The sequence below is a fragment of the Pseudomonas sp. yb_9 genome (genome assembly GCF_043103635.1).
GTDB classification, from domain to species: domain Bacteria; phylum Pseudomonadota; class Gammaproteobacteria; order Pseudomonadales; family Pseudomonadaceae; genus Aquipseudomonas; species Aquipseudomonas monteilii.
The window spans coordinates 75611-92769 of record NZ_JBICKA010000052.1 but is presented as its reverse complement, the minus strand read 5'-3'; the positions used below and the strand labels follow the sequence as shown (position 1 = coordinate 92769).

18 protein-coding genes and 1 pseudogene are annotated in these 17159 nt (G+C 62.7%); 10 read left to right on the top strand and 9 right to left on the bottom strand.

The features are described 5' to 3' along the window. The first annotated feature begins 91 nt into the window (after positions 1-91). The 3 genes and pseudogenes from ACF8MI_RS15355 to ACF8MI_RS15345 all read left to right on the top strand — a co-directional run. Positions 92-679 (top strand): sigma-70 family RNA polymerase sigma factor, encoded by a 588-nt coding sequence (locus ACF8MI_RS15355; RefSeq protein WP_200928519.1) that lies wholly within the window; start codon positions 92-94, stop codon positions 677-679. Next, positions 666-1307, top strand: coding sequence for a DUF1109 domain-containing protein (locus ACF8MI_RS15350; protein ID WP_060500033.1), 642 nt, complete (start codon positions 666-668; stop codon positions 1305-1307). Before ACF8MI_RS15355 ends, ACF8MI_RS15350 begins: the two co-directional genes overlap by 14 nt. A gap of 32 nt (positions 1308-1339) precedes the next feature. After that, positions 1340-1681 (top strand): annotated as a pseudogene (locus ACF8MI_RS15345) (isochorismatase family protein); the annotation flags it as partial. A 42-nt stretch (positions 1682-1723) separates the two neighbouring features. Here ACF8MI_RS15345 and ACF8MI_RS15340 read toward each other — a convergent pair. Together ACF8MI_RS15340 and ACF8MI_RS15335 are read right to left on the bottom strand one after the other, a co-directional pair. Further along, a complete protein-coding gene (locus ACF8MI_RS15340; RefSeq protein WP_200928518.1) occupies positions 1724-2731 on the bottom strand; it encodes a zinc-binding alcohol dehydrogenase family protein in 1008 nt (335 codons plus the stop codon). 135 nt (positions 2732-2866) lie between these two features. Then, complete coding sequence (locus ACF8MI_RS15335) at positions 2867-3661, bottom strand: SDR family oxidoreductase (protein WP_060500035.1); 795 nt, start codon at positions 3659-3661, stop codon at positions 2867-2869. A gap of 106 nt (positions 3662-3767) precedes the next feature. Between ACF8MI_RS15335 and ACF8MI_RS15330 the strand changes: the two genes are divergently transcribed. The 6 genes from ACF8MI_RS15330 (at position 3768) to ACF8MI_RS15305 (ending at position 9707) form a co-directional block, all read left to right on the top strand. Continuing rightward, positions 3768-4709, top strand: coding sequence for a GlxA family transcriptional regulator (locus tag ACF8MI_RS15330; RefSeq protein WP_060500036.1), 942 nt, complete (start codon positions 3768-3770; stop codon positions 4707-4709). A gap of 126 nt (positions 4710-4835) precedes the next feature. Then, complete coding sequence (locus tag ACF8MI_RS15325) at positions 4836-6086, top strand: dienelactone hydrolase family protein (RefSeq protein WP_200928517.1); 1251 nt, start codon at positions 4836-4838, stop codon at positions 6084-6086. Positions 6087-6089: 3 nt separating this feature from the next. Beyond that, entirely contained in the window at positions 6090-6875 is a 786-nt protein-coding gene (locus tag ACF8MI_RS15320; RefSeq protein WP_060500038.1) for an SDR family oxidoreductase, read from the top strand. Between the two features lie 78 nt (positions 6876-6953). Next, positions 6954-8192, top strand: coding sequence for a styrene monooxygenase/indole monooxygenase family protein (locus ACF8MI_RS15315; protein ID WP_200928516.1), 1239 nt, complete (start codon positions 6954-6956; stop codon positions 8190-8192). A 12-nt stretch (positions 8193-8204) separates the two neighbouring features. Further along, positions 8205-8738, top strand: a complete 534-nt coding sequence (locus ACF8MI_RS15310) for a flavin reductase family protein (RefSeq protein WP_104834937.1) — start codon at positions 8205-8207, stop codon at positions 8736-8738. Positions 8739-8774: 36 nt separating this feature from the next. Beyond that, entirely contained in the window at positions 8775-9707 is a 933-nt protein-coding gene (locus ACF8MI_RS15305; RefSeq protein ID WP_200928515.1) for a transporter, read from the top strand. Positions 9708-9877: 170 nt separating this feature from the next. On the opposite strand, the gene antC is transcribed toward ACF8MI_RS15305, so the two are convergent. Genes antC through antA form a run of 3 tightly spaced genes read right to left on the bottom strand, consistent with a single transcriptional unit; the run spans position 9878 to position 12797 of the window. After that, positions 9878-10909: an anthranilate 1,2-dioxygenase electron transfer component AntC gene (gene antC / locus ACF8MI_RS15300; protein ID WP_200928514.1), complete on the bottom strand. Its 1032-nt coding sequence runs from the start codon at positions 10907-10909 to the stop codon at positions 9878-9880. Between the two features lie 11 nt (positions 10910-10920). Further along, on the bottom strand, positions 10921-11412 hold the full coding sequence (gene antB, locus ACF8MI_RS15295; protein WP_200928513.1) for an anthranilate 1,2-dioxygenase small subunit: 492 nt from the start codon (positions 11410-11412) through the stop codon (positions 10921-10923). Beyond that, a complete protein-coding gene (gene antA / locus ACF8MI_RS15290; RefSeq protein WP_200928512.1) occupies positions 11409-12797 on the bottom strand; it encodes an anthranilate 1,2-dioxygenase large subunit in 1389 nt (462 codons plus the stop codon). The genes antB and antA overlap by 4 nt, the downstream gene beginning before the upstream one ends. A gap of 210 nt (positions 12798-13007) precedes the next feature. Between antA and ACF8MI_RS15285 the strand changes: the two genes are divergently transcribed. Continuing rightward, a complete protein-coding gene (locus ACF8MI_RS15285; protein ID WP_200928511.1) occupies positions 13008-13979 on the top strand; it encodes an AraC family transcriptional regulator in 972 nt (323 codons plus the stop codon). Positions 13980-13997: 18 nt separating this feature from the next. Here ACF8MI_RS15285 and ACF8MI_RS15280 read toward each other — a convergent pair whose 3' ends face one another. The 4 genes from ACF8MI_RS15280 to ACF8MI_RS15265 form a co-directional block, all read right to left on the bottom strand. Then, positions 13998-15023 carry an AraC family transcriptional regulator gene (locus ACF8MI_RS15280; RefSeq protein ID WP_060500046.1) on the bottom strand — a complete coding sequence of 342 codons (1026 nt, stop codon included), beginning with the start codon at positions 15021-15023 and terminating at the stop codon, positions 13998-14000. A gap of 211 nt (positions 15024-15234) precedes the next feature. Further along, on the bottom strand, positions 15235-15930 hold the full coding sequence (locus ACF8MI_RS15275; protein ID WP_060500047.1) for an anti-sigma factor domain-containing protein: 696 nt from the start codon (positions 15928-15930) through the stop codon (positions 15235-15237). Continuing rightward, positions 15927-16475 (bottom strand): sigma-70 family RNA polymerase sigma factor, encoded by a 549-nt coding sequence (locus tag ACF8MI_RS15270; protein WP_060500048.1) that lies wholly within the window; start codon positions 16473-16475, stop codon positions 15927-15929. The genes ACF8MI_RS15275 and ACF8MI_RS15270 overlap by 4 nt, the downstream gene beginning before the upstream one ends. A 100-nt stretch (positions 16476-16575) precedes the next feature. Then, positions 16576-17109, bottom strand: a complete 534-nt coding sequence (locus tag ACF8MI_RS15265; protein ID WP_060500049.1) for a DUF3455 domain-containing protein — start codon at positions 17107-17109, stop codon at positions 16576-16578. Positions 17110-17159: the final 50 nt, after the last annotated feature.

The window sequence follows — 17159 nt, the reverse complement described above, 5'->3', positions numbered from 1 at the left end:
AAAAAAAATCACGACGTCGTAGCCGTCGCCTAACGTATGAAGGCAACAACCCTAGGTAAAAACTCCACGGTGGATGTAACCCGGGCGGCCAATGCTACGAACTACTTCTCAGCAGGCACTCATCGCACGCGAAGCCCGGTTGCAGGCGTTACTGCTGCAAGGGTTGACGGGCGATGCCGTGGCGTACAGGGCCTTTCTGGCGGCGCTGGCGGTGCATGTGCGTGGTTTTTTACTAAGGCGCCTGGCGCAGCGCCCCGGCGAAGTGGAAGACCTGCTACAGGAGGTGTTGCTGGCGGTGCACAACGCCCGCCACACCTACCAGGCCCAGCAACCGCTGACCGCCTGGGTGCAGGCCATTGCCTGCTACAAGCTGGCGGATCACTATCGCAGTTATGCCCGCCACGATGCGCTGCACGACGGGCTGGAGGATGACAGCGACCTGTTCACCGCCAGCGAGGAAGAGGCGGCCCAGGCCACGCGGGACCTGGGCAAGCTGTTGGCGCAGTTGCCGCCACGCCAGCGCCTGCCCATCGTTCACGTCAAGCTGGAGGGATTGTCGGTGGAGGAGACTGCACGCATGACCGGGCTTTCTGCCTCGGCAGTCAAGGTTGACATCCACCGGGGCTTGAAGGCATTGGCCAAGTTGATAGGAGGCAAGGGCGACGATGAGGACCGATGAACTGATTGCCCTGTTGGCCGCTGGGGAAGGGCCGGTGGACCGCCATGTGCTGGCGCGGCGTATGGGTATGGCGTTGCTGGGCGGTATGCTGGGCGCGGTATTGCTGACCGTGACCCTGTTCGGTGTCCGTAACGATCTGGCGCTGGTCGCGTCCACACCGTTGTTCTGGGCCAAGCTGGCCTTGCCCGGCAGTTTGGCAATACTGTCGCTGTGGCTGACCCAGCGGTTGGCCAGGCCGGGTGTGCAGGGCGGTGCGTGCTGGGCCTTGTTGGGGCTGCCGTTGCTGCTGGTCTGGCTGGGCGCGGCCGTGAGCCTGTCTGGCGCTCCGCTGGAAGCCCGCGCCGAGCTGATCCTGGGCCGCACCTGGCGCACCTGCCCGTTGAACATCACCTTGCTCTCTGTGCCTGCCTTTATCGCGGTGTTCGTCGCCTTGCGCGGCCTGGCACCAACCCGCCTGCGTCAGGCTGGCGCGGCGGGGGGCTTGCTCGCAGGCGCCACAGCGACGTTGGCCTACTGCCTGCACTGCCCTGAAATGGGCGTGCCGTTCTGGGGGGTATGGTATGTGCTGGGGATGCTGGTGCCGGCCGTGGTGGGTGCAGCATTAGGGCCACGATTGCTGCGTTGGTGATTGTTGGTTTTCACCCGGAACGCTGCGCCACGGCGCCAGTGGTGGAGAAGCTGCACTTTTCCTGCGTACCCGCCGAATGCCTGCCGCAGGCGATGATGCAGCGTGAGCAGGTCATTCTCTGTGGCATCGAATGCCATGTGTGCGTGCGGCAGACCGCACTCGACCTGCTGGCCAGTGGCAAGCAGGTGTTCGTGGTCGCCGACGCCACGTCGAGCCGCACAGCGGAAAACCACCTCGCGGCCCTCCAGCGCATGGCGGCGGCTGGCGTACAGGTCGTCACCCGTGAAATGGTCGTGTTCGAACTGCTGCGCAGTGCAAGCCACGAACAGTTCCGTGAAATCAGCAAAGCCTTCCTCGCGGGCGAGCAGCCTTAGCTGACCCATGCAGGGTAGCCTGGGTAGTTGTGCTGGCGGCAATCAGAAGCCTTCCAGCACAATCTTGCCGCGCGCTTTTCCACTTTCGACCATGGCGTGGGCGCGCTTGAGGTGCTCGGCGTTGATCGTACCGTAGTGTTCGCCGAGGGTGGTTTTGAGCACACCGCTGTCGACCAGTTGCGAAACGCGATCGAGCAGTTGGTGCTGCTTGATCATGTCCTCGGTCTTGTACAGGGAACGCGTGAACATGAGTTCCCAGTGCAGCGACAGTGACTTGCGCTTGAGCGGCATGACATCCAGCTGCGCCGGGTCGTCGATCAACGCAAGCTTGCCTTGTGGGCGAAGCACTTCCACCAGTTGCGGCAGGTAGGTGTCGGTATGGGTGAGGCTGATCACGTAATCGACCGGGCCCAGCTTGAGCGCCTCCAGCTGAAGCGGAATCGACTCGACGTGATCGATCACATGATGGGCGCCCAGCGCCTTTACCCACGCCTGGGTTTCGGGCCTTGACGCTGTGCCGATGACGTTCAGCCGAGTGAGTTTGCTGGCAAGCTGTACCAGGATGGAGCCAACCCCGCCACCGGCACCGACCACCAGAAGGCGCTGGCCTTCGCCAGCGTTTTCCTCAACGCCCAGGCGGTCGAACAGCAGCTCCCAGGCGGTAATGGACGTAAGGGGCAGGGCGGCGGCACTGGCATTGTCCAGGCTGCGAGGCTTGTGACCGACGATGCGTTCATCCACCACATGCAGCTCGCTGTAGCTGCCCGGGCGGTCAATGGCGCCGGCGTAGAAAACTTCATCGCCCGGTCGGAACAATGTGACCTCAGGCCCGACCTCGCGGACAACGCCGACAGCGTCCCAGCCCAGCACCTGTGGCTGGTCACCGCCGCGGCTTGCACGGATTTTAGTATCAACCGGGTTGACGGCAATGGCCCTGACTTCGACAAGCAGGTCCCGGGCACCGGGTTTGGGGGCGGGCAGTTCCGCGTCGTACAGCGATTGTGGGGCGTGGATCGGCAAACCGGGTTGGGTGTAAACGACGGCCTTCATTGGCGCTACCTCCAGGGTGGTCGAAAAGTGCATTCAGGCTAAGCGTTTTGATTTGCTCGAAAAATAGCCTGAATGCAGTAAGACTTTCTCGTCTTCAATGAAAATGAACGATGCGGCTTGGGCTCATCTTGGTCACTAGGCCCTGTAGCGGGGCGCGAGCTGGTTGCTGGACAGTTGGCCGAACAAGGCCTTGCGGCTGGCTTCGTAGTGCTCGAACGCTTGCAGGTCGTGCACCGAAGGCAGGGAGATCAATACACCCTTGTCGAAGTCCTGCAGGGCGCCGTCCACCAGGTCCTCGGCCGACATCACGATGGCAGGGTCGAGGTTTTCGAGCGGCAAACCGCCTGTCTGCCAAAGGTCGGTAGCGGTGGCCCCAGGCAGTACTGCCTGGACCTGAACGCCTTTGCCTGCCAGCTCTTTGGCAAGCGCTTGCGTAAACGCGGTGACATAGGCCTTGCTGCCGCCGTAGACGCCGTTGAGCAGCTCCGGCGCCAGGCTGACGATGGACGAGATATTAATGACCGCGCCTTGCTTGCGAGCGACAAAGCCTGGCACCGCCGCGTAGGTGAGGCGGGTGAGGGCGGTGATGTTGAGGCTGATCATTTCGGCCATGCGTTCGACGTCACTTTCCAGCAGGCCGGTATGGGTACCGATACCCGCATTGTTCACCAGCAGGCTGATGCTGGCGTCTTCGCGCAGTTTGCGTTCGACCTTGGCGAGGTCGGCTGCGTTGGCCAGGTCGGCCGGGAACACTTCCACGTTCTGCCGGGTTTCGCTGGTGAGCCGGGCGGCCAATGCGTTAAGGCGTTCGCGGTTGCGTGCTACCAGCACCAGGTCATAGCCACGTCGTGCCAGATGGTCTGCGTAGATCGAACCGATGCCGGTGGAGGCGCCCGTGATGAGCGCGGTGCCTTTGAATTGCTGCGTCATGGTGATGCTCCGGTATTTGGGTGTGGAGTCATCATGCAGAATGTGTGTTTTGACTTAAATGACGTATATGGTACGTTTTCAGGACATCGCAAAGAGGGCTTCAATCATGCACCGGGTCGGCTACCTGATACCCGAAGGCTTCCAGGTCATGTCCCTGGCTACACAAACCGTATTCGAATTCGCCAATATCGTAGCGGGCGAAGCGGTTTACAGGATCGAGAATTTTTCCATCGGGGGTGGCACGGTGCGTTCTTCCCTGGGGATGCATATCGACACGTTGACATTGAGCGCGCCGGGCCTGGCCGACACCTGGATGGTCGCCGGTACGCTGACCCCGCTCACGCCCCCCAGTGAAGAGGTACTTGCCAGCGTGCGTGGATTCGTCGACGGTGCGCGTCGCACCGCAGGCCTTTGTACCGGCTGCTTCGTGTTGGCGCAGGCCGGTGTGCTGGATGGCCGGCGCGCCACCACCCACTGGGCTTATGCAAACAAGCTGCGTGAGTTGCACCCGAAGATCGACGTCGAGGAAGACCGGATTTTCATTGTTGACGGGCCGGTATGGACGTCCGCCGGCATGACCGCCGCTCTGGACATGGCGCTGGGCATGGTCGAAAAAGACCTGGGCACCGACCTGGCAAGGTCGGTGGCGCACAAGATGGTCATGCACCAACGCCGCTCTGGTGGGCAATCCCAGCATTCCGAACTGTTATCGCTCTCGCCCAAGTCGGACCGTATCCAGAGCGCGCTGGATTACGCCCGCAAACACCTCAGCCGCCCGTTGAGTGTGGAGGAACTTGCCGATGTGGTGCACCTGAGCCCGAGGCAATTCACCCGTGTATTCACCGCTGAGACCGGTGAGTCACCCGCCAAGGCCGTTGAGCGCCTGCGGCTGGAGGCAGCCCGTTTGATGATCGAGCAGAGCCGCCACAGCCTGGATGTCGTAGCCAGAGAGACCGGGTTCAGGGACCGCCGGCATCTGCGTGAGGTGTTCATGCGTGGGTTTGGTGTGCCTCCACAGGCTGTGCGCAGGGATGCGCGACGGCGATGATGCACGCTACTTGACTGCCTAGCCGAATTTCCCGCACTCAACGGATAATTCACGCACCTCCCGGACAGCCCTTTGGTTTCCAGCGCCTGAATATGTCTCCATCCCCCCGCGACTGGAGACATAACAATGAAGGGCCAATACATTACCCTCGCTGCCGATTCCGGCGAGCACTTCCAGGCCTACCTGGCCACGTCGATCGATGGCCATGGCCCGGGCGTGGTGCTGTGCCAGGAAATCTTCGGTGTTAACGCGGCCATGCGCGAGGTGGCTGACCACCTGGCGCAAGAAGGCTATACGGTGCTGGTGCCAGACCTGTATTGGCGCCAGGAGCCAGGCGTGGACCTGGGCTATACCGAAGCGGATTTTCAGCGTGCCTTCGCCCTGTATCAGGCATTCGACGAGGCACTGGGTGTACGCGATATTGCCGCCAGCCTGCGGCATCTGCGCAGCATGGAGGCTTGCAGCGCGGATGGCCTCGGTGTGGTCGGCTATTGCCTCGGCGGCAAGCTTGCCTATCTGGCGGCGTGCCGCTTGCCCGAAGTGGCCTGCGCCGTGGGTTACTACGGTGTGGGTATCGAGAACGCGCTGCATGAACTGGAAGGCCTGACAGGCCGGCTGGTGCTGCATTTTGCCGAACAGGATCAGTTCTGCCAGGCCGATGCCCGCGAAACGATCATCCGCGCACTGCATCAGAAGCCCGGCACCGAGGCCTATGTCTATCCGGGTGTCGACCATGCGTTCGCCCGTCCAGCAAGCGACCACTACCACAAACCCTCGGCCTTGCTCGCCCATGAACGCAGCATCGCAGCGCTGCGCCGTTCCATCGGGCCGGACTACAACCTGTCGGCGCTGTGGGATGAACATGTCCGCCACGAGTTCGCTACCCGCGACGTGCCGGCGACCATGGCAACCATGGTCCCCCAGCCTTACGTCAACCATATCCCGACCATGACAGGTGGTGTCGGCTATCGCGAGCTGGCGCGGTTCTACCGTTACCACTTCGTGCATGGCAACCCGAAGGACATGGCACTGACGCCGATCTCGCGCACTGTCGGTGCGTCGCAGATCGTCGACGAGTTCATCATGAGCTTCACCCACGATCAGGAAATCGACTGGATGCTGCCGGGCGTGGCACCCACAGGGCGGTTTGTCGAGATCCCGATGTTAGGTGTGGTCAAGTTCCGCGGGCCGAAGCTCTACCACGAACATATCTACTGGGACCAGGCCAGCGTAATGGTGCAGATCGGCTTGCTCGACCCTAGCGGCCTACCGGTGGCCGGTGTGCAGACTGCGCACAAACTGCTCGACGAGACGCTGCCGTCCAACACCCTGATGCCGGGTTGGGCCAGTAGCGCCAACCTACCGATCGAGGGTTGAGCCATGAGCATGAACCTGGCAGGTAAGGTGGCGGTGATCAGTGGCGGTGCGACCCTGATCGGAGCGGCGGTGGCGGAGGTATTGGTGGCTGCGGGGGCACGGGTGGCACTGTTGGATATCGACCCGAAAGGTGCCGACGTGGCGTCAAGTCTTGCTGAGGCATGTCTGTTTGTGCCGCTGGACCTGACCGACGATGCGGCCATCGAGCAGGCGGTCGGCACAGTGAAGCAGTGCTGGGGCCGGGTCGACATGGTGATCAACCTGGCTTGCAGCTACCTCGACCAAGGCTTGGCTTCTGACCGGGCAGAATGGCTGCGGGCCCTGGATATCAACCTGGTGTCGGCGGTGCAGCTGGTGCGTGCACTGCACGACGAGCTGAGGGCCAACAGCGGGGTGGTGGTCAATTTCGCCTCGATTTCCGCTGGCTGCGCGCAGACCGGGCGCTGGCTGTACCCGGTGTCCAAGGCGGCCATCAAGCAGTTGACCCGCTGCATGGCCATGGACCTGGCCGGCGACGGCATCCGGGTCAATTCGGTGTCGCCGGGCTGGACCTGGTCGCGGGTCATCGCCGAGGTCAGCGGCGGTGATCGCAACAAGGCCGACCAGGTGGCCGCCGACTATCACCTGCTGGGGCGCCTTGGTGACCCCGCCGAGGTGGCCCAGGTGGTGGCCTTCCTTTGCTCGCCAGCGGCCAGTTTCGTCACGGGTGCTGACTACGCGGTGGACGGTGGCTACTCGGTAATGGGGCCGGAGCGCAATGTTCCGGCCATTCCAAGGCTGGCCGAATAAGGCTGGCGAAAGCGTGTTTCCAGCGCGCACCAAGCGCGCTGTTTTCCACAAAAACAATCCTACAATGGGAGTTACTCCATGCGTCGCATCGCTATCGTCGGGGCCGGCCAGGCCGGCCTGCAACTGGGGCTCGGGCTGCTTGCCCAGGGCTACCAGGTGAGCATTACCACCAACCGCACCGCTGAACAGATTCGTACCGGCAAGGTGATGTCCAGCCAGTGCATGTTCAACACCGCCTTGCAGACCGAACGGGACCTGGGCCTCAACTTCTGGGAAGAACAATGCCCCGCCGTGGAAGGCATCGGCCTCAGCGTCCCGCACCCTGAACAGCCGGGCAGCAAGGCGATTGACTGGAGTGCGCGCCTCGAACGCTACGCCCAAGCCGTGGACCAGCGCCTGAAGATGCCGGTGTGGATGGATGAGTTCGTCCGCCGTGGCGGCGAGTTGACCATCCAGGACGTCGGTGTCAAAGAGCTGGAAGCGTTGGCTGTCAGCCACGACCTGGTGCTGCTGGCGGCGGGCAAGGGCGAGATCGTCAACCTGTTCCCCAAGGATGCCGAGCGCACCTGCTTCAGCCAGCCGCAGCGGGCGTTGGCGCTGACCTACGTGAAAGGCATGACGCCGATGTCGCCCTATTCGCGGGTGGCCTTCAACCTGATCCCCGGCGTAGGCGAGTACTTCGTGTTCCCGGCGCTGACCTTGAGCGGGCCGTGCGAAATCATGGTGTTCGAAGGCGTGCCTGGCGGGCCGATGGACTGCTGGCAAGACGTGCAGAGCCCCGAGCAGCACTTGCAGCGCAGCCTGGAAATTGTTCGCCGCTATGTGCCTTGGGAGGCCGAGCGTTGCCGCAATGTAGAGCTGACCGATGCGGGAGGTGTGCTGGCCGGACGTTTTACGCCGATGGTGCGCAAGCCGGTGCTGGAGCTGCCGTCAGGCCTGCCGGTGTTCGGCATGGCCGATGCCCTGGTGGTCAACGACCCGATTACCGGCCAGGGCTCCAACAACGCTGCCAAGTGCAGCAAGGTCTACCTCGATGCCATCGTTGCTCATGGCGACCAGGCGTTCACCCCGCAATGGATGGTGCAGACCTTCGAGCGTTACTGGGACTACGCCCAGCACGTGGTCGGCTGGACCAACAGCATGCTGCTGCCGCCCCCCGAGCACCTGCTGAAACTGCTCGGCGCTGCCAGTAAGTCCCAGGCGCTGGCCTCGATCATCGCCAACAACTTCGATGACCCGCGGCAGTTTGCTCCCTGGTGGTTCGATGCCCAGGCCTGCCAGGCCTTTGTTGACAAGCTGTGCCAGCAGGCAGCCTGAGGAGCCATGAGCATGAACGCAATGCATTTGCCTGACAATCTGATCGCCGCCGACAGCAGCGAGCCACGGGCCCTGCGCAACCTGCTTGGGCAGTTCGCCACGGGGGTTACGGTGGTCACCACCCGGGCGAGCGACGGTCGCAAGGTGGGGATGACCGCCAATTCGTTTTCCTCGGTGTCGCTGGAGCCGCCGCTGGTGCTCTGGAGCCTGGCGCGCACGGCGCCGAGTGTGAGCGACTTCCTGGCCGCCAGCCATTTCGCCATCAATGTGCTGGGCAGCGACCAGCACGGTTTGTCCGGGCACTTTGCGCGGCCTTCGTCAGACAAGTTCGCTGGCATCGAGCATGTCGAGGCCACCGCCGGCGTGCCGCTGCTCGACGGTGCCATCGCTACCCTGGTGTGCCGCAACGTCACCCAGTACGAGGGCGGCGATCACCTGATCTTCCTCGGTGAAATCGAGCACTACCGATACAGCGGCGGAGAACCGCTGGTCTTCCATGCCGGGCAGTACCGGGTCGCCGTCGCGCACCCCGAACTCGGCCGTTGAGTCTCCTGCCACCAAAAACAACATTCGGAGCCTTGCATGAATAACATCCGTTACCTGGCCTGCGCCCTTGCGCTGGGCAGTGGTGCGGCCCAAGCGTATGACCTGCCGGTGGTCAACCTGGGCCTGACCAGCTTTCTCGACGGCGGCCTGCCGGCGGGGCCGGGCTGGTACCTGCAACAGTACTTCCAGAACTACAGCGCGAACCGGCTGGTAGACAAGAACGGCGACAAGCTGGGCTTGCCGAAGACCCAGCTGGACTATCAGGTGGCGGTGACGCAGGTCAGTTACCTGTCTGAGCTGCGCGTTGGCAACGCCAGCCTGGGCCTGAACACGGTGTTGCCTATCGTCACCCGGATGAAAGTCGATGACGGTTTGAACAACGCGGCCCTGAAGGACCAGGGCGGGGTGGGTGACTGGCTGATCGGGCCGTTCATCCAGTTCGACCCGATCATGGGGCCGGACGGCCCACGCTTTGTCCACCGCATCGAATTGCAGGTCAACCTGCCCACCGGCGAGTACAGCGACAAGAAGGACATCAACCCCGGCAACAATGCGGTTTCTTTCAACCCCTACTGGGCGGCGACCTATTGGTTCACCCCCGACTGGACCGCCTCGGTGCGTGCGCATTACCTCTACAACTTCAAGAACCACGACCCCAACTACGGCTTTGGCGATGCCGACGATATTCAGGCTGGCCAGGCACTGCACACCAACTTCGCTACCGAGTATGCGGTCACCCCGCAACTGCGCCTGGGCATCAACGGGTACTGGCTCAAGCAGATCAGTGACACCCGGGTAGATGGCCATGAAGTCTCTGGGCGCCGGGAAAAGGTCTGGGCAATCGGGCCGGGTGCGATGTACAGCTTTTCCAAGGACGATCACCTCGTGTTCAACGCCTATTTCGAGCAGGACGTGGAAAACCGCCCGGACGGATCGCGGTTGCAGGTGCGCTATATCCACCACTTCTGATCGAGGCGGTGTTCGCCTCTTGATGAAGGTTTGGCCTGCCCATTTGGCAGGCCTTTTTTTTTGAAGAGTGCGTGACACAGCAGAGCGTGCCCCGGAATGCATTGAGCCCGGGCATTCCAAGAAATGCCCAGGCTCATTGTGTTTACCTCTGTTGTGCCGTTATTTCAGGGTTAGCGCCGGCTGGCGCTTTGCAGGAACTTCTCGGCGTAAACCTGCACCCCGGCCGAGGCCTGCTCGGTGACCCAGTTTTTCACGGCTTCGACCATGGGGGGCGGGCCGCACAGGTACATGTCGAACGGCGTGGCAACCAGTCGCTCACGGTCGAAGTGCTCATGAATGTAACCGCGCCTTCCGGTCCAGCTGGCGCCGGGCTGGCTGACCACGGGGGTGAACTCAAAGCCGGGAATACGCGCGCGCAGGGCCTCCAGGCGCGCGGTTTCGCACAGGTCGGCTTCCTGGTTGACACCGTAGAACAGCTGGATCGGGTAGCCGCAGTCACCGCGCTCGGCAATCTCGTCGAGCATGCCGAGGAACGCCGACAGGCCAGTACCGCCCGCCACCATCACCAACGGCCGTTCCACCTGACGCAGGTAGAAACTGCCCAGCGGCGCCTCCAGCAGCATTTCCATGCCGGGCGTGCAGTGCTCGCGCAGGAAGTTGCTCATCACACCGTCTGGCAGCAGGCGAATCAGGAACTGCAGCTGGTTGCCAGGGTTTGGCCGGTTGGCGAATGAGTAGGCACGGCATTGATCGGTGCCGGGCACTTGCAAGCGGGCATACTGGCCGGGCAGGAAGTGCAGGGTGTCTGGCTGCTCGCTGGCATCCAGGTGCAGGATGGCGGTGCTGGCCGATACCAGCTCCACATCGGTTACGCGGCTGCGCAGCAGCAGGGGTTCTCCAGCATGGCAATGGCTGGAATCGTGGTCGAAGTAGAAGGTGGCATCGGACTGCACGCGGGTCTGGCAGGCCAGTACCTTGCGTTGGGCCAGGTCGTGGGGGCTCAGGGCCTCTTCGTCGACGTAGTCCTGCTCATAGCGACCGGCCTCGCAGCGGCCCTGGCAGGTGCCGCAGACGCCTTCGCGGCAGTCCAGCGGCAGGCTGATGCCTTGGCGCAGTGCAGCGTCGAGCAGCAGTTCGCCGGGCTTGACGGCAATGAAGAAGGTCTTGCCGTCGGCGAAGCTGAGGGCAACGTTATGGGTCATGCTGGCAGCCCTCAGAGGTGGTAGAAGTCGAGCACGGAATCGATGGTGTCGTTGAGCAGCAGTACATGCTTGCGGCGAATGCGGAACGTTTCGCCGGTCTGTCGCAGGCGATAGGTGCAGTGGCCGAAGAAACTGCTCTGCTGGCCCTGACGGGTGTACAGGGTGTGCCAGGCCACGCGTGCTTCGAATTCGTTGTCGCCCAGCATACGCAGCCGCAGGTTGCTGAACTGATGCAAGGTGCGAGGTAGCGGCGTGGAAGCTGCGGACTTGCCAGTGCGCAGGCGGAATACCCGGTCTTCCAGGCCGGAGCGGTCGGCGTAGTAGATGTACGACAGGCCCTGGTCCGGGTCTTCTACATAGCGGTGCTCGCTGATCCACTGCGGCAGGTGGAATTCGCTGTCTGCATCGAACAGCTCCAGATAGGCGTCCCAGTCCTGGGCGTCGCAGAGTTCGGCCTTGCGGATCAGGAATTGTTCGATGGCGTAGTGCTGGGTGATGTTCATGCCTGAACCTCCTTGAGTTGCAGCGCGCGGCGGGCCAGGCCTTCGAGCAGCAGACGCTGCCAGGTGCCGTGCTGGTTGACGTAGAGCCCTTCGTGGGTGAATTCGCGGCCGGTCAGCACCGGTTGAATGCCCAGCGCCTTGCTGTTGGGCGTGGGGCCGTCTGCCCAGCGGTGATGGCCTCGCGAGATGTCGCTCCAGCGTTCCAGGCGGGCCTGGAAACCGCGCTGCTGCTCGCGGAACTCCACCAGGTCGTCTGGCGTGCCCATGCCCGAGACGTTGAAGAAGTCCTCGAACTGGCGAATCCGGTTGCGCCGGTCGGCAGCGGACTCGCCCTTGACTCCGATGCACTGGCTGATGACCTCGGTCTTGTTCCAGGCCACCGGGCGGACGATGCGCAGCTGCGAGCTGATCTGGTCCATGAAGAACAGGCTCGGGTAGATATTGAGGTTGCGCAGGCGGTGCATCATCCATTCGGCGCGAGTCTGCCCGTATTCCTCGACCAGCCTCGGCATGACACTGTCGTAACCGGGGCGTACGGCGGGGTTGGGCATGTCGCTGAACAGCAGGCTGTGGCCGTTGTGGAAGGTAAACCAGCCGTCGTCGGTTTCGGCATCACCAGCGCCCAGCTTGCTGTAGTCCAGGGTGCTGCCGCTGCCGCCTTTTTCCGCGTTGACCTGCTGGCGGTGCTGCACGGTAGACACGTAGTTGTAGTGCACGGTGGACACGTGATAACCGTCCAGGCCGTTCTCGTTCTGCAGCTTCCAGTTGCCGTCGTAGGTGTAGGTCGATTTGCCGGGTAGCACTTCGAGTTCGCCGGTGGGCGACTGGGCGACCATCATGTCGAAGAAGATCCCTGCATCACCCAGGAAGTCTTCCAGCGAGTCGTTGGCGTTGCTGTCGAGGCTGATGAAGACGAAGCCCTTGTAGCTCTGGATACGCGCCTTGCGCAGGCCTCGGGTGGCCTTGTCGAAACCTTCCGGGTATTCGCCGGGGGCCTTGACCTTGACCAGCCGGCCATCGCTCTTGTAGCACCAGGCATGGAACGGGCAGGTGAAGGTGGATTGGTTGCCAGCGCCTTGGCGGGTGAGGGTGGCGCCGCGGTGCTGGCAGGCATTGATCAGCGCATGCAGCTCGCCGTTGCCGTCACGGGTGATGATCATCGGCTGGCGGCCGGCGCGCAGGGTGATGAAGTCGTTGGGCTTGGCGATTTCACTTTCGTGGCAGGCGTAGATCCACTGCTTCTCGAAAATCAGCTCCATCTCCAGGTCGAACAGTTCTGGCTCGGTGAAGATATCGCGGGCGACGCGATAGACCCCCTCGACGGGGCGAAAGTCCAGGCAACCCTGGACGTAGGTTTGCCATTGGGTCAGGCTGCGGGCGCTCATCAGGCGTGTCCTCATTGTTGGGGTTGTGTGCACGATTGAAGCGCTGGCAGCACATTCGCTCTAGCCACTTAATGGGCGTTGATCAGCCATTTTTTCCGGCGTTGCAGTGCGTGGATGACACGGTTGCAAATAGCTGCAGAAAATGGATAGTGGCGAGGCCGTACTGCGCCGGACAATTGAGCCAGACCATTGTTTTGACGGGAGATGCCCATGCACAGCGTCGCTGCCACGCTGCACAATCGCTGTGCCGAACTGGGCCTGGCCCAGCAATGGATGAGCGAGATCTGCGGCCCGCACCAGTTGCGCTCCCGGCACCCGGAGCAGCTGTGCTTCAGCCACCTGGGCACGCGCCTGCCGGCGTTGGGCACGGTACTTGGGCGTATCGCCTACGGCACGGAGGTGAACATCGATATCCGCTCCCTCGATGCCTACAGCATCAGCCTGCCTCTGCGCGGGCGGCAGCGCCTGCGCAGCGGGCGGGACCAGGTGCGATCCGACGCAGCATGCGGCCTGGTGGTGTCACCCCTCGAAGCCCATTCGCTGGAGCTGGGAGGGGACTGCGAGAAACTTCAGGTGGTGATCCGCCGGCAGGCCCTTGAGGAAGTGGCCGAAGCCTTGTTGCAGCGGCCGCTGGCCGAGCCAATCCGTTTTCGTGCAGAAATGGATACCGGGTGCGCGGCGGTGGCCGCCTGGTGGTTGAGCATCCGGCAGGTGCTGGAGCACTGGCCGCAGATGAGCGCGCTGTACGGTCAGCCGCGTCTGGCGCGCGACATGGAATGCCTGCTGATTCGGGGCCTGCTGCTGGCCCAGCCGAGCAACTATTCGGCGGAGCTGGAGCCGGGCGCAATGGAGCGCGTTCCAGAGTATCTGGTGCGTGCCCGCCAGTTTCTTCACCAGCATGCCCGCGAAACCTTGCGCCTGGATAATCTGGAGCAGGTCGCGGGGGTGTCGCGAGAAAAACTCTACGAGGCTTTTCGCCGCCATCATGGGCTGACACCCATGGCCTACCTGAAGCATCATCGGTTGGCAGCGGCGCGCAGTGCGCTGTTGAATGGCGGAGCCTCGGCCAGTGTCTCCAGTGTGGCGCTGGAGTGGGGCTTCAGTCATTTGGGTCGCTTTGCCAGCGATTATCGCAAGGCGTTCGGTGAGTCGCCATCCGCTACACTGGCGCGATTGCGCTGAGGCAACCGCGCCGTCCCCTCAGGACGCTCGAAACCGTCGGGTCGCCGAGGGCAGTTCCCCATAGCGACGTTTGTACTCCTGAGCGAACCGCCCCAAGTGGGCGAAACCCCATTTGAACGCCACATCGGTCACTGAAGCCTGCTCGTTGCGCGCCAGCTCCTCATGCACCTGTTCGAGGCGCAATTCGCGCAGGTAGGCCATCGGGCTGGTATTGCGGAAGGTGCGAAAGCCCGCGAACAAGGTGCGCACACTGACGCCAGCCTGTTCGGCCAGCGACTCGACGCTGAGCGGCTCGTGCAGGTGCTCTCGGATAAAGGCCTCGGTGCGCTTGATGAAGTAGGGCGAGACAGTGCTTTCTGCCGGGCGGTCGAGGTTGTCCAGCGCACTGTGGGGCTGGCCATACAGCAGCGAATTGAGCAGTGCCGATTCAAATTGCTTGAGCACCAGCGGTTGGTGCAGCGGGTGTTCCGGGCTGCCGATGGCGGTGACCAGGGTGTTGAGCAGTTGCAGGAAGTAGGCGGCGCCCGGGCGCGAGAAGTCCAGGCGCGGGTCGAAACGCGGCAGGCGCTGGCTGGCTTGTGGGATGTGCTGGCGGCAGTGGTAGGCCATGTCGGCCTGTTCGATACGCAGTGTCAGTTGCGGCGCACCACCTTGCCAACGCATGCGCGCCGGCAGGCTGGGTGACAGCAGCGAGGCTACCAAGGGAGAGGATTCGAACTCCATGCCTTCGCAGAGGATGGTCGCGCCACCGTGGATGGGGATCTGGACCAGATAGAAATCCTCAAGCCGCCCTGGGTCGATATTGACCTCCGTCGCATACTCCAGGCGCCCCAGTGACAGGCCCCCACGGACCACATGGTGCATGCTTGCCGCTACCGTCTCGCCAGTGCGAACGGCGGACAGCTCATGGGGTTTGAATATCCGCCCGACACTGCTGCGCACGTTGTCCAGGTCGTAATGCAGGAATAACTGGTTCTGTTCGGTGAACAGTTGCAACTCACTGAAGCATTCACCACTCGCAAGGCTTGTATCGTTGATGATCATTGTCACCTCTCGTTACACAGGCAATCATGGCTGCAGCGTTCTGGCCCGAGGGGTCTGCAGTTACCGGACGGTGGTTGCAGTATTCGGATAACGCCAAAGCGGGAGTGTGATTGTGGGTACCGATCACCGTCGGCTTGGCACTTACGTAGCAAGGACCAGACCAACCTGTGAGTGAGGGTATGCCAGGCCGAGCGTCGGGTCTTCAGGCGCCTCAGATTACTTTCACCGCGCGCCCAATGAATTGCACCGGGCCAGTCGGCCGCCCTGTTGGGGAACCGCCCAGCTTCTCCAGCGTCAGCTCGAAGAGTTGATTGGGCTCCAACGCAGGCAGCTTGTCGAGCGGCACGTCGGTCTGTTGCCCAGGCCTGATCAGGCCAAGGGAGACGGGCGCTTTCCATTGATCGCCCTTGGTCCAGAACTGCAAGACTTTGTCCGGCGGCACCTCGGTTTTGCCCAGGGGGATGAGCTGAATCTGGTGTGTGTCACGGGCCTGGATCACCCAGCCAGGTGCCTGGGTGGTGGGCGCTACGAGCACCACCAGGTAGGTGGTTGTCGGAGGTTGCGCAGTCACTAACGCCAGGGCCAGCAATACGCTCGCGGCCAGACTCGTGGCGGCCAAACCTTGCCACAACCCCAGGCGTTGCCACCACGAAGGGCGGGCAGGGCGGTCACCCAGGCTGCGCTCGATCCGCTGCCACAACCTGCTGCTGGGCGGCTGGGGCGTGGCCAGCGTGTTCAGCTCCAGCAACCGGTTCTCCCATGCGTCTACCGCATCGCGTAATGCGCGGTCGGTGCCCAGGCGCCGGACCACCACGGCATGCTGTTCGGCCGATAATGTGCCCAGCACATACTCCCCGGCCAGCTGGTCGAGGTCATCAAAGTTTTCGGCGCCGGGTTCGGTCGTCATTCCATGCACTCCCGCAGCGCTTTCAGGCTACGTCTGATCCAGGCCTTGACCGTGCCCAGCGGGCTACCGAGCAGGTGGGCGATTTCGGCATGGCTGCAGCCGTCGACATAGGCATGCAGGATGCACGTGCGAGGAGCAGGCTCAAGTTGATCGAGGCAACGGTGAACCTTTGCCGAGTCAGCCAGCAATGCCATGTCATTGTGTTCGGGTGCCATTGCCGCCATGGCATCAATGGCGACATCGTCCAGCACGGTTTCTCGACGGGTATCACGTATGAAATTCAGTGCCAGGTGCCGCGTCAGGCTGTAAATCCAGCCCCTTGCCGAACCGCGCGCGGGGTCGAAGGTGGCGGCGCGGGTCCAGATGCGGATGAAGGCATCATGGACTATGTCCTCGGCCATGGCATCGTCACGGGCGATGCGCCGTGCTACACCAAGCAGCCGGGCACCTTCCTGGTCATAAAGCGCCTGCAAGGCGCTGCGTTCGCCCATGGCACAGGCCTCGAGGCAACGCTGGAAGTCGAACGGCGTCGTAGGCAGGTTCAAACCGGTGCGTTCCTTCTGCTGGCAGAAATACCCCGGCCGGCTGGCCGGGGGTGCTCATGAGCGTAGCTGAAGGCTGGCGGCACGCTCGTACGCCCGGCCCTCAGTTGGCGGCCCAGAAGATGTAGTCGGCCTGGTATTTGACGATCTGCTTCTCACCCTTGTTTTGCGCTGTACAGGCGCTTTGTGGTGCAACGCCGCCACGTGTGGCCAGGCGCTGGACGAAGCTGATGCCACTCATGGCACCTTTGCCATCGGCGGGGTTTGCCTTGACCAGTTGATACGGCAGGTCGCCCTTGGCCGCTGGGGCGATGGCCAATTGGGTGCCGGTTATCTTTGAGCCATCCTTCGCCTGCCAGGTGGCGGGCGGGCCGAAATAGTCCCCCACAGGTTTGCCTTTGCGATCATTGAGCACGGCCCTAGGGCCAACAAATGCCCATTCGGCCTGCCCGGGCGCCTCGGCTTTGTCGCGGCATTCGTAGGTGATTTCGCCAACGCCGACGGTTTCTAGCGCCACTTTGTAGCCGCTTGGCACCTTTACGGCATCGGGCACTCCGGTCTGGGCGTGCGCGGCTGGCAGCACCATGGCCAGTACCAGGCCAGAGGCAAGCAGAAACGAGACATGAGTGATGTTCATCGAGTGATCTCCTGGTGGGGGATTGGCAGGGCAAGGATGTGTTGCCCTTG

Bases quoted from the DNA above. Each gene is read 5' to 3' on its own strand.
- ACF8MI_RS15355 (WP_200928519.1), top strand. From the start codon at position 92: ATGCTACGAACTACTTCTCAGCAGGCACTCATCGCACGCGAAGCCCGG.
- ACF8MI_RS15350 (WP_060500033.1), top strand. From the start codon at position 666: ATGAGGACCGATGAACTGATTGCCCTGTTGGCCGCTGGGGAAGGGCCG.
- ACF8MI_RS15340 (WP_200928518.1), bottom strand. From the start codon at position 2,731: ATGAAGGCCGTCGTTTACACCCAACCCGGTTTGCCGATCCACGCCCCA.
- ACF8MI_RS15335 (WP_060500035.1), bottom strand. From the start codon at position 3,661: ATGACGCAGCAATTCAAAGGCACCGCGCTCATCACGGGCGCCTCCACC.
- ACF8MI_RS15330 (WP_060500036.1), top strand. From the start codon at position 3,768: ATGCACCGGGTCGGCTACCTGATACCCGAAGGCTTCCAGGTCATGTCC.
- ACF8MI_RS15325 (WP_200928517.1), top strand. From the start codon at position 4,836: ATGAAGGGCCAATACATTACCCTCGCTGCCGATTCCGGCGAGCACTTC.
- ACF8MI_RS15320 (WP_060500038.1), top strand. From the start codon at position 6,090: ATGAGCATGAACCTGGCAGGTAAGGTGGCGGTGATCAGTGGCGGTGCG.
- ACF8MI_RS15315 (WP_200928516.1), top strand. From the start codon at position 6,954: ATGCGTCGCATCGCTATCGTCGGGGCCGGCCAGGCCGGCCTGCAACTG.
- ACF8MI_RS15310 (WP_104834937.1), top strand. From the start codon at position 8,205: ATGAACGCAATGCATTTGCCTGACAATCTGATCGCCGCCGACAGCAGC.
- ACF8MI_RS15305 (WP_200928515.1), top strand. From the start codon at position 8,775: ATGAATAACATCCGTTACCTGGCCTGCGCCCTTGCGCTGGGCAGTGGT.
- antC (WP_200928514.1), bottom strand. From the start codon at position 10,909: ATGACCCATAACGTTGCCCTCAGCTTCGCCGACGGCAAGACCTTCTTC.
- antB (WP_200928513.1), bottom strand. From the start codon at position 11,412: ATGAACATCACCCAGCACTACGCCATCGAACAATTCCTGATCCGCAAG.
- antA (WP_200928512.1), bottom strand. From the start codon at position 12,797: ATGAGCGCCCGCAGCCTGACCCAATGGCAAACCTACGTCCAGGGTTGC.
- ACF8MI_RS15285 (WP_200928511.1), top strand. From the start codon at position 13,008: ATGCACAGCGTCGCTGCCACGCTGCACAATCGCTGTGCCGAACTGGGC.
- ACF8MI_RS15280 (WP_060500046.1), bottom strand. From the start codon at position 15,023: ATGATCATCAACGATACAAGCCTTGCGAGTGGTGAATGCTTCAGTGAG.
- ACF8MI_RS15275 (WP_060500047.1), bottom strand. From the start codon at position 15,930: ATGACGACCGAACCCGGCGCCGAAAACTTTGATGACCTCGACCAGCTG.
- ACF8MI_RS15265 (WP_060500049.1), bottom strand. From the start codon at position 17,109: ATGAACATCACTCATGTCTCGTTTCTGCTTGCCTCTGGCCTGGTACTG.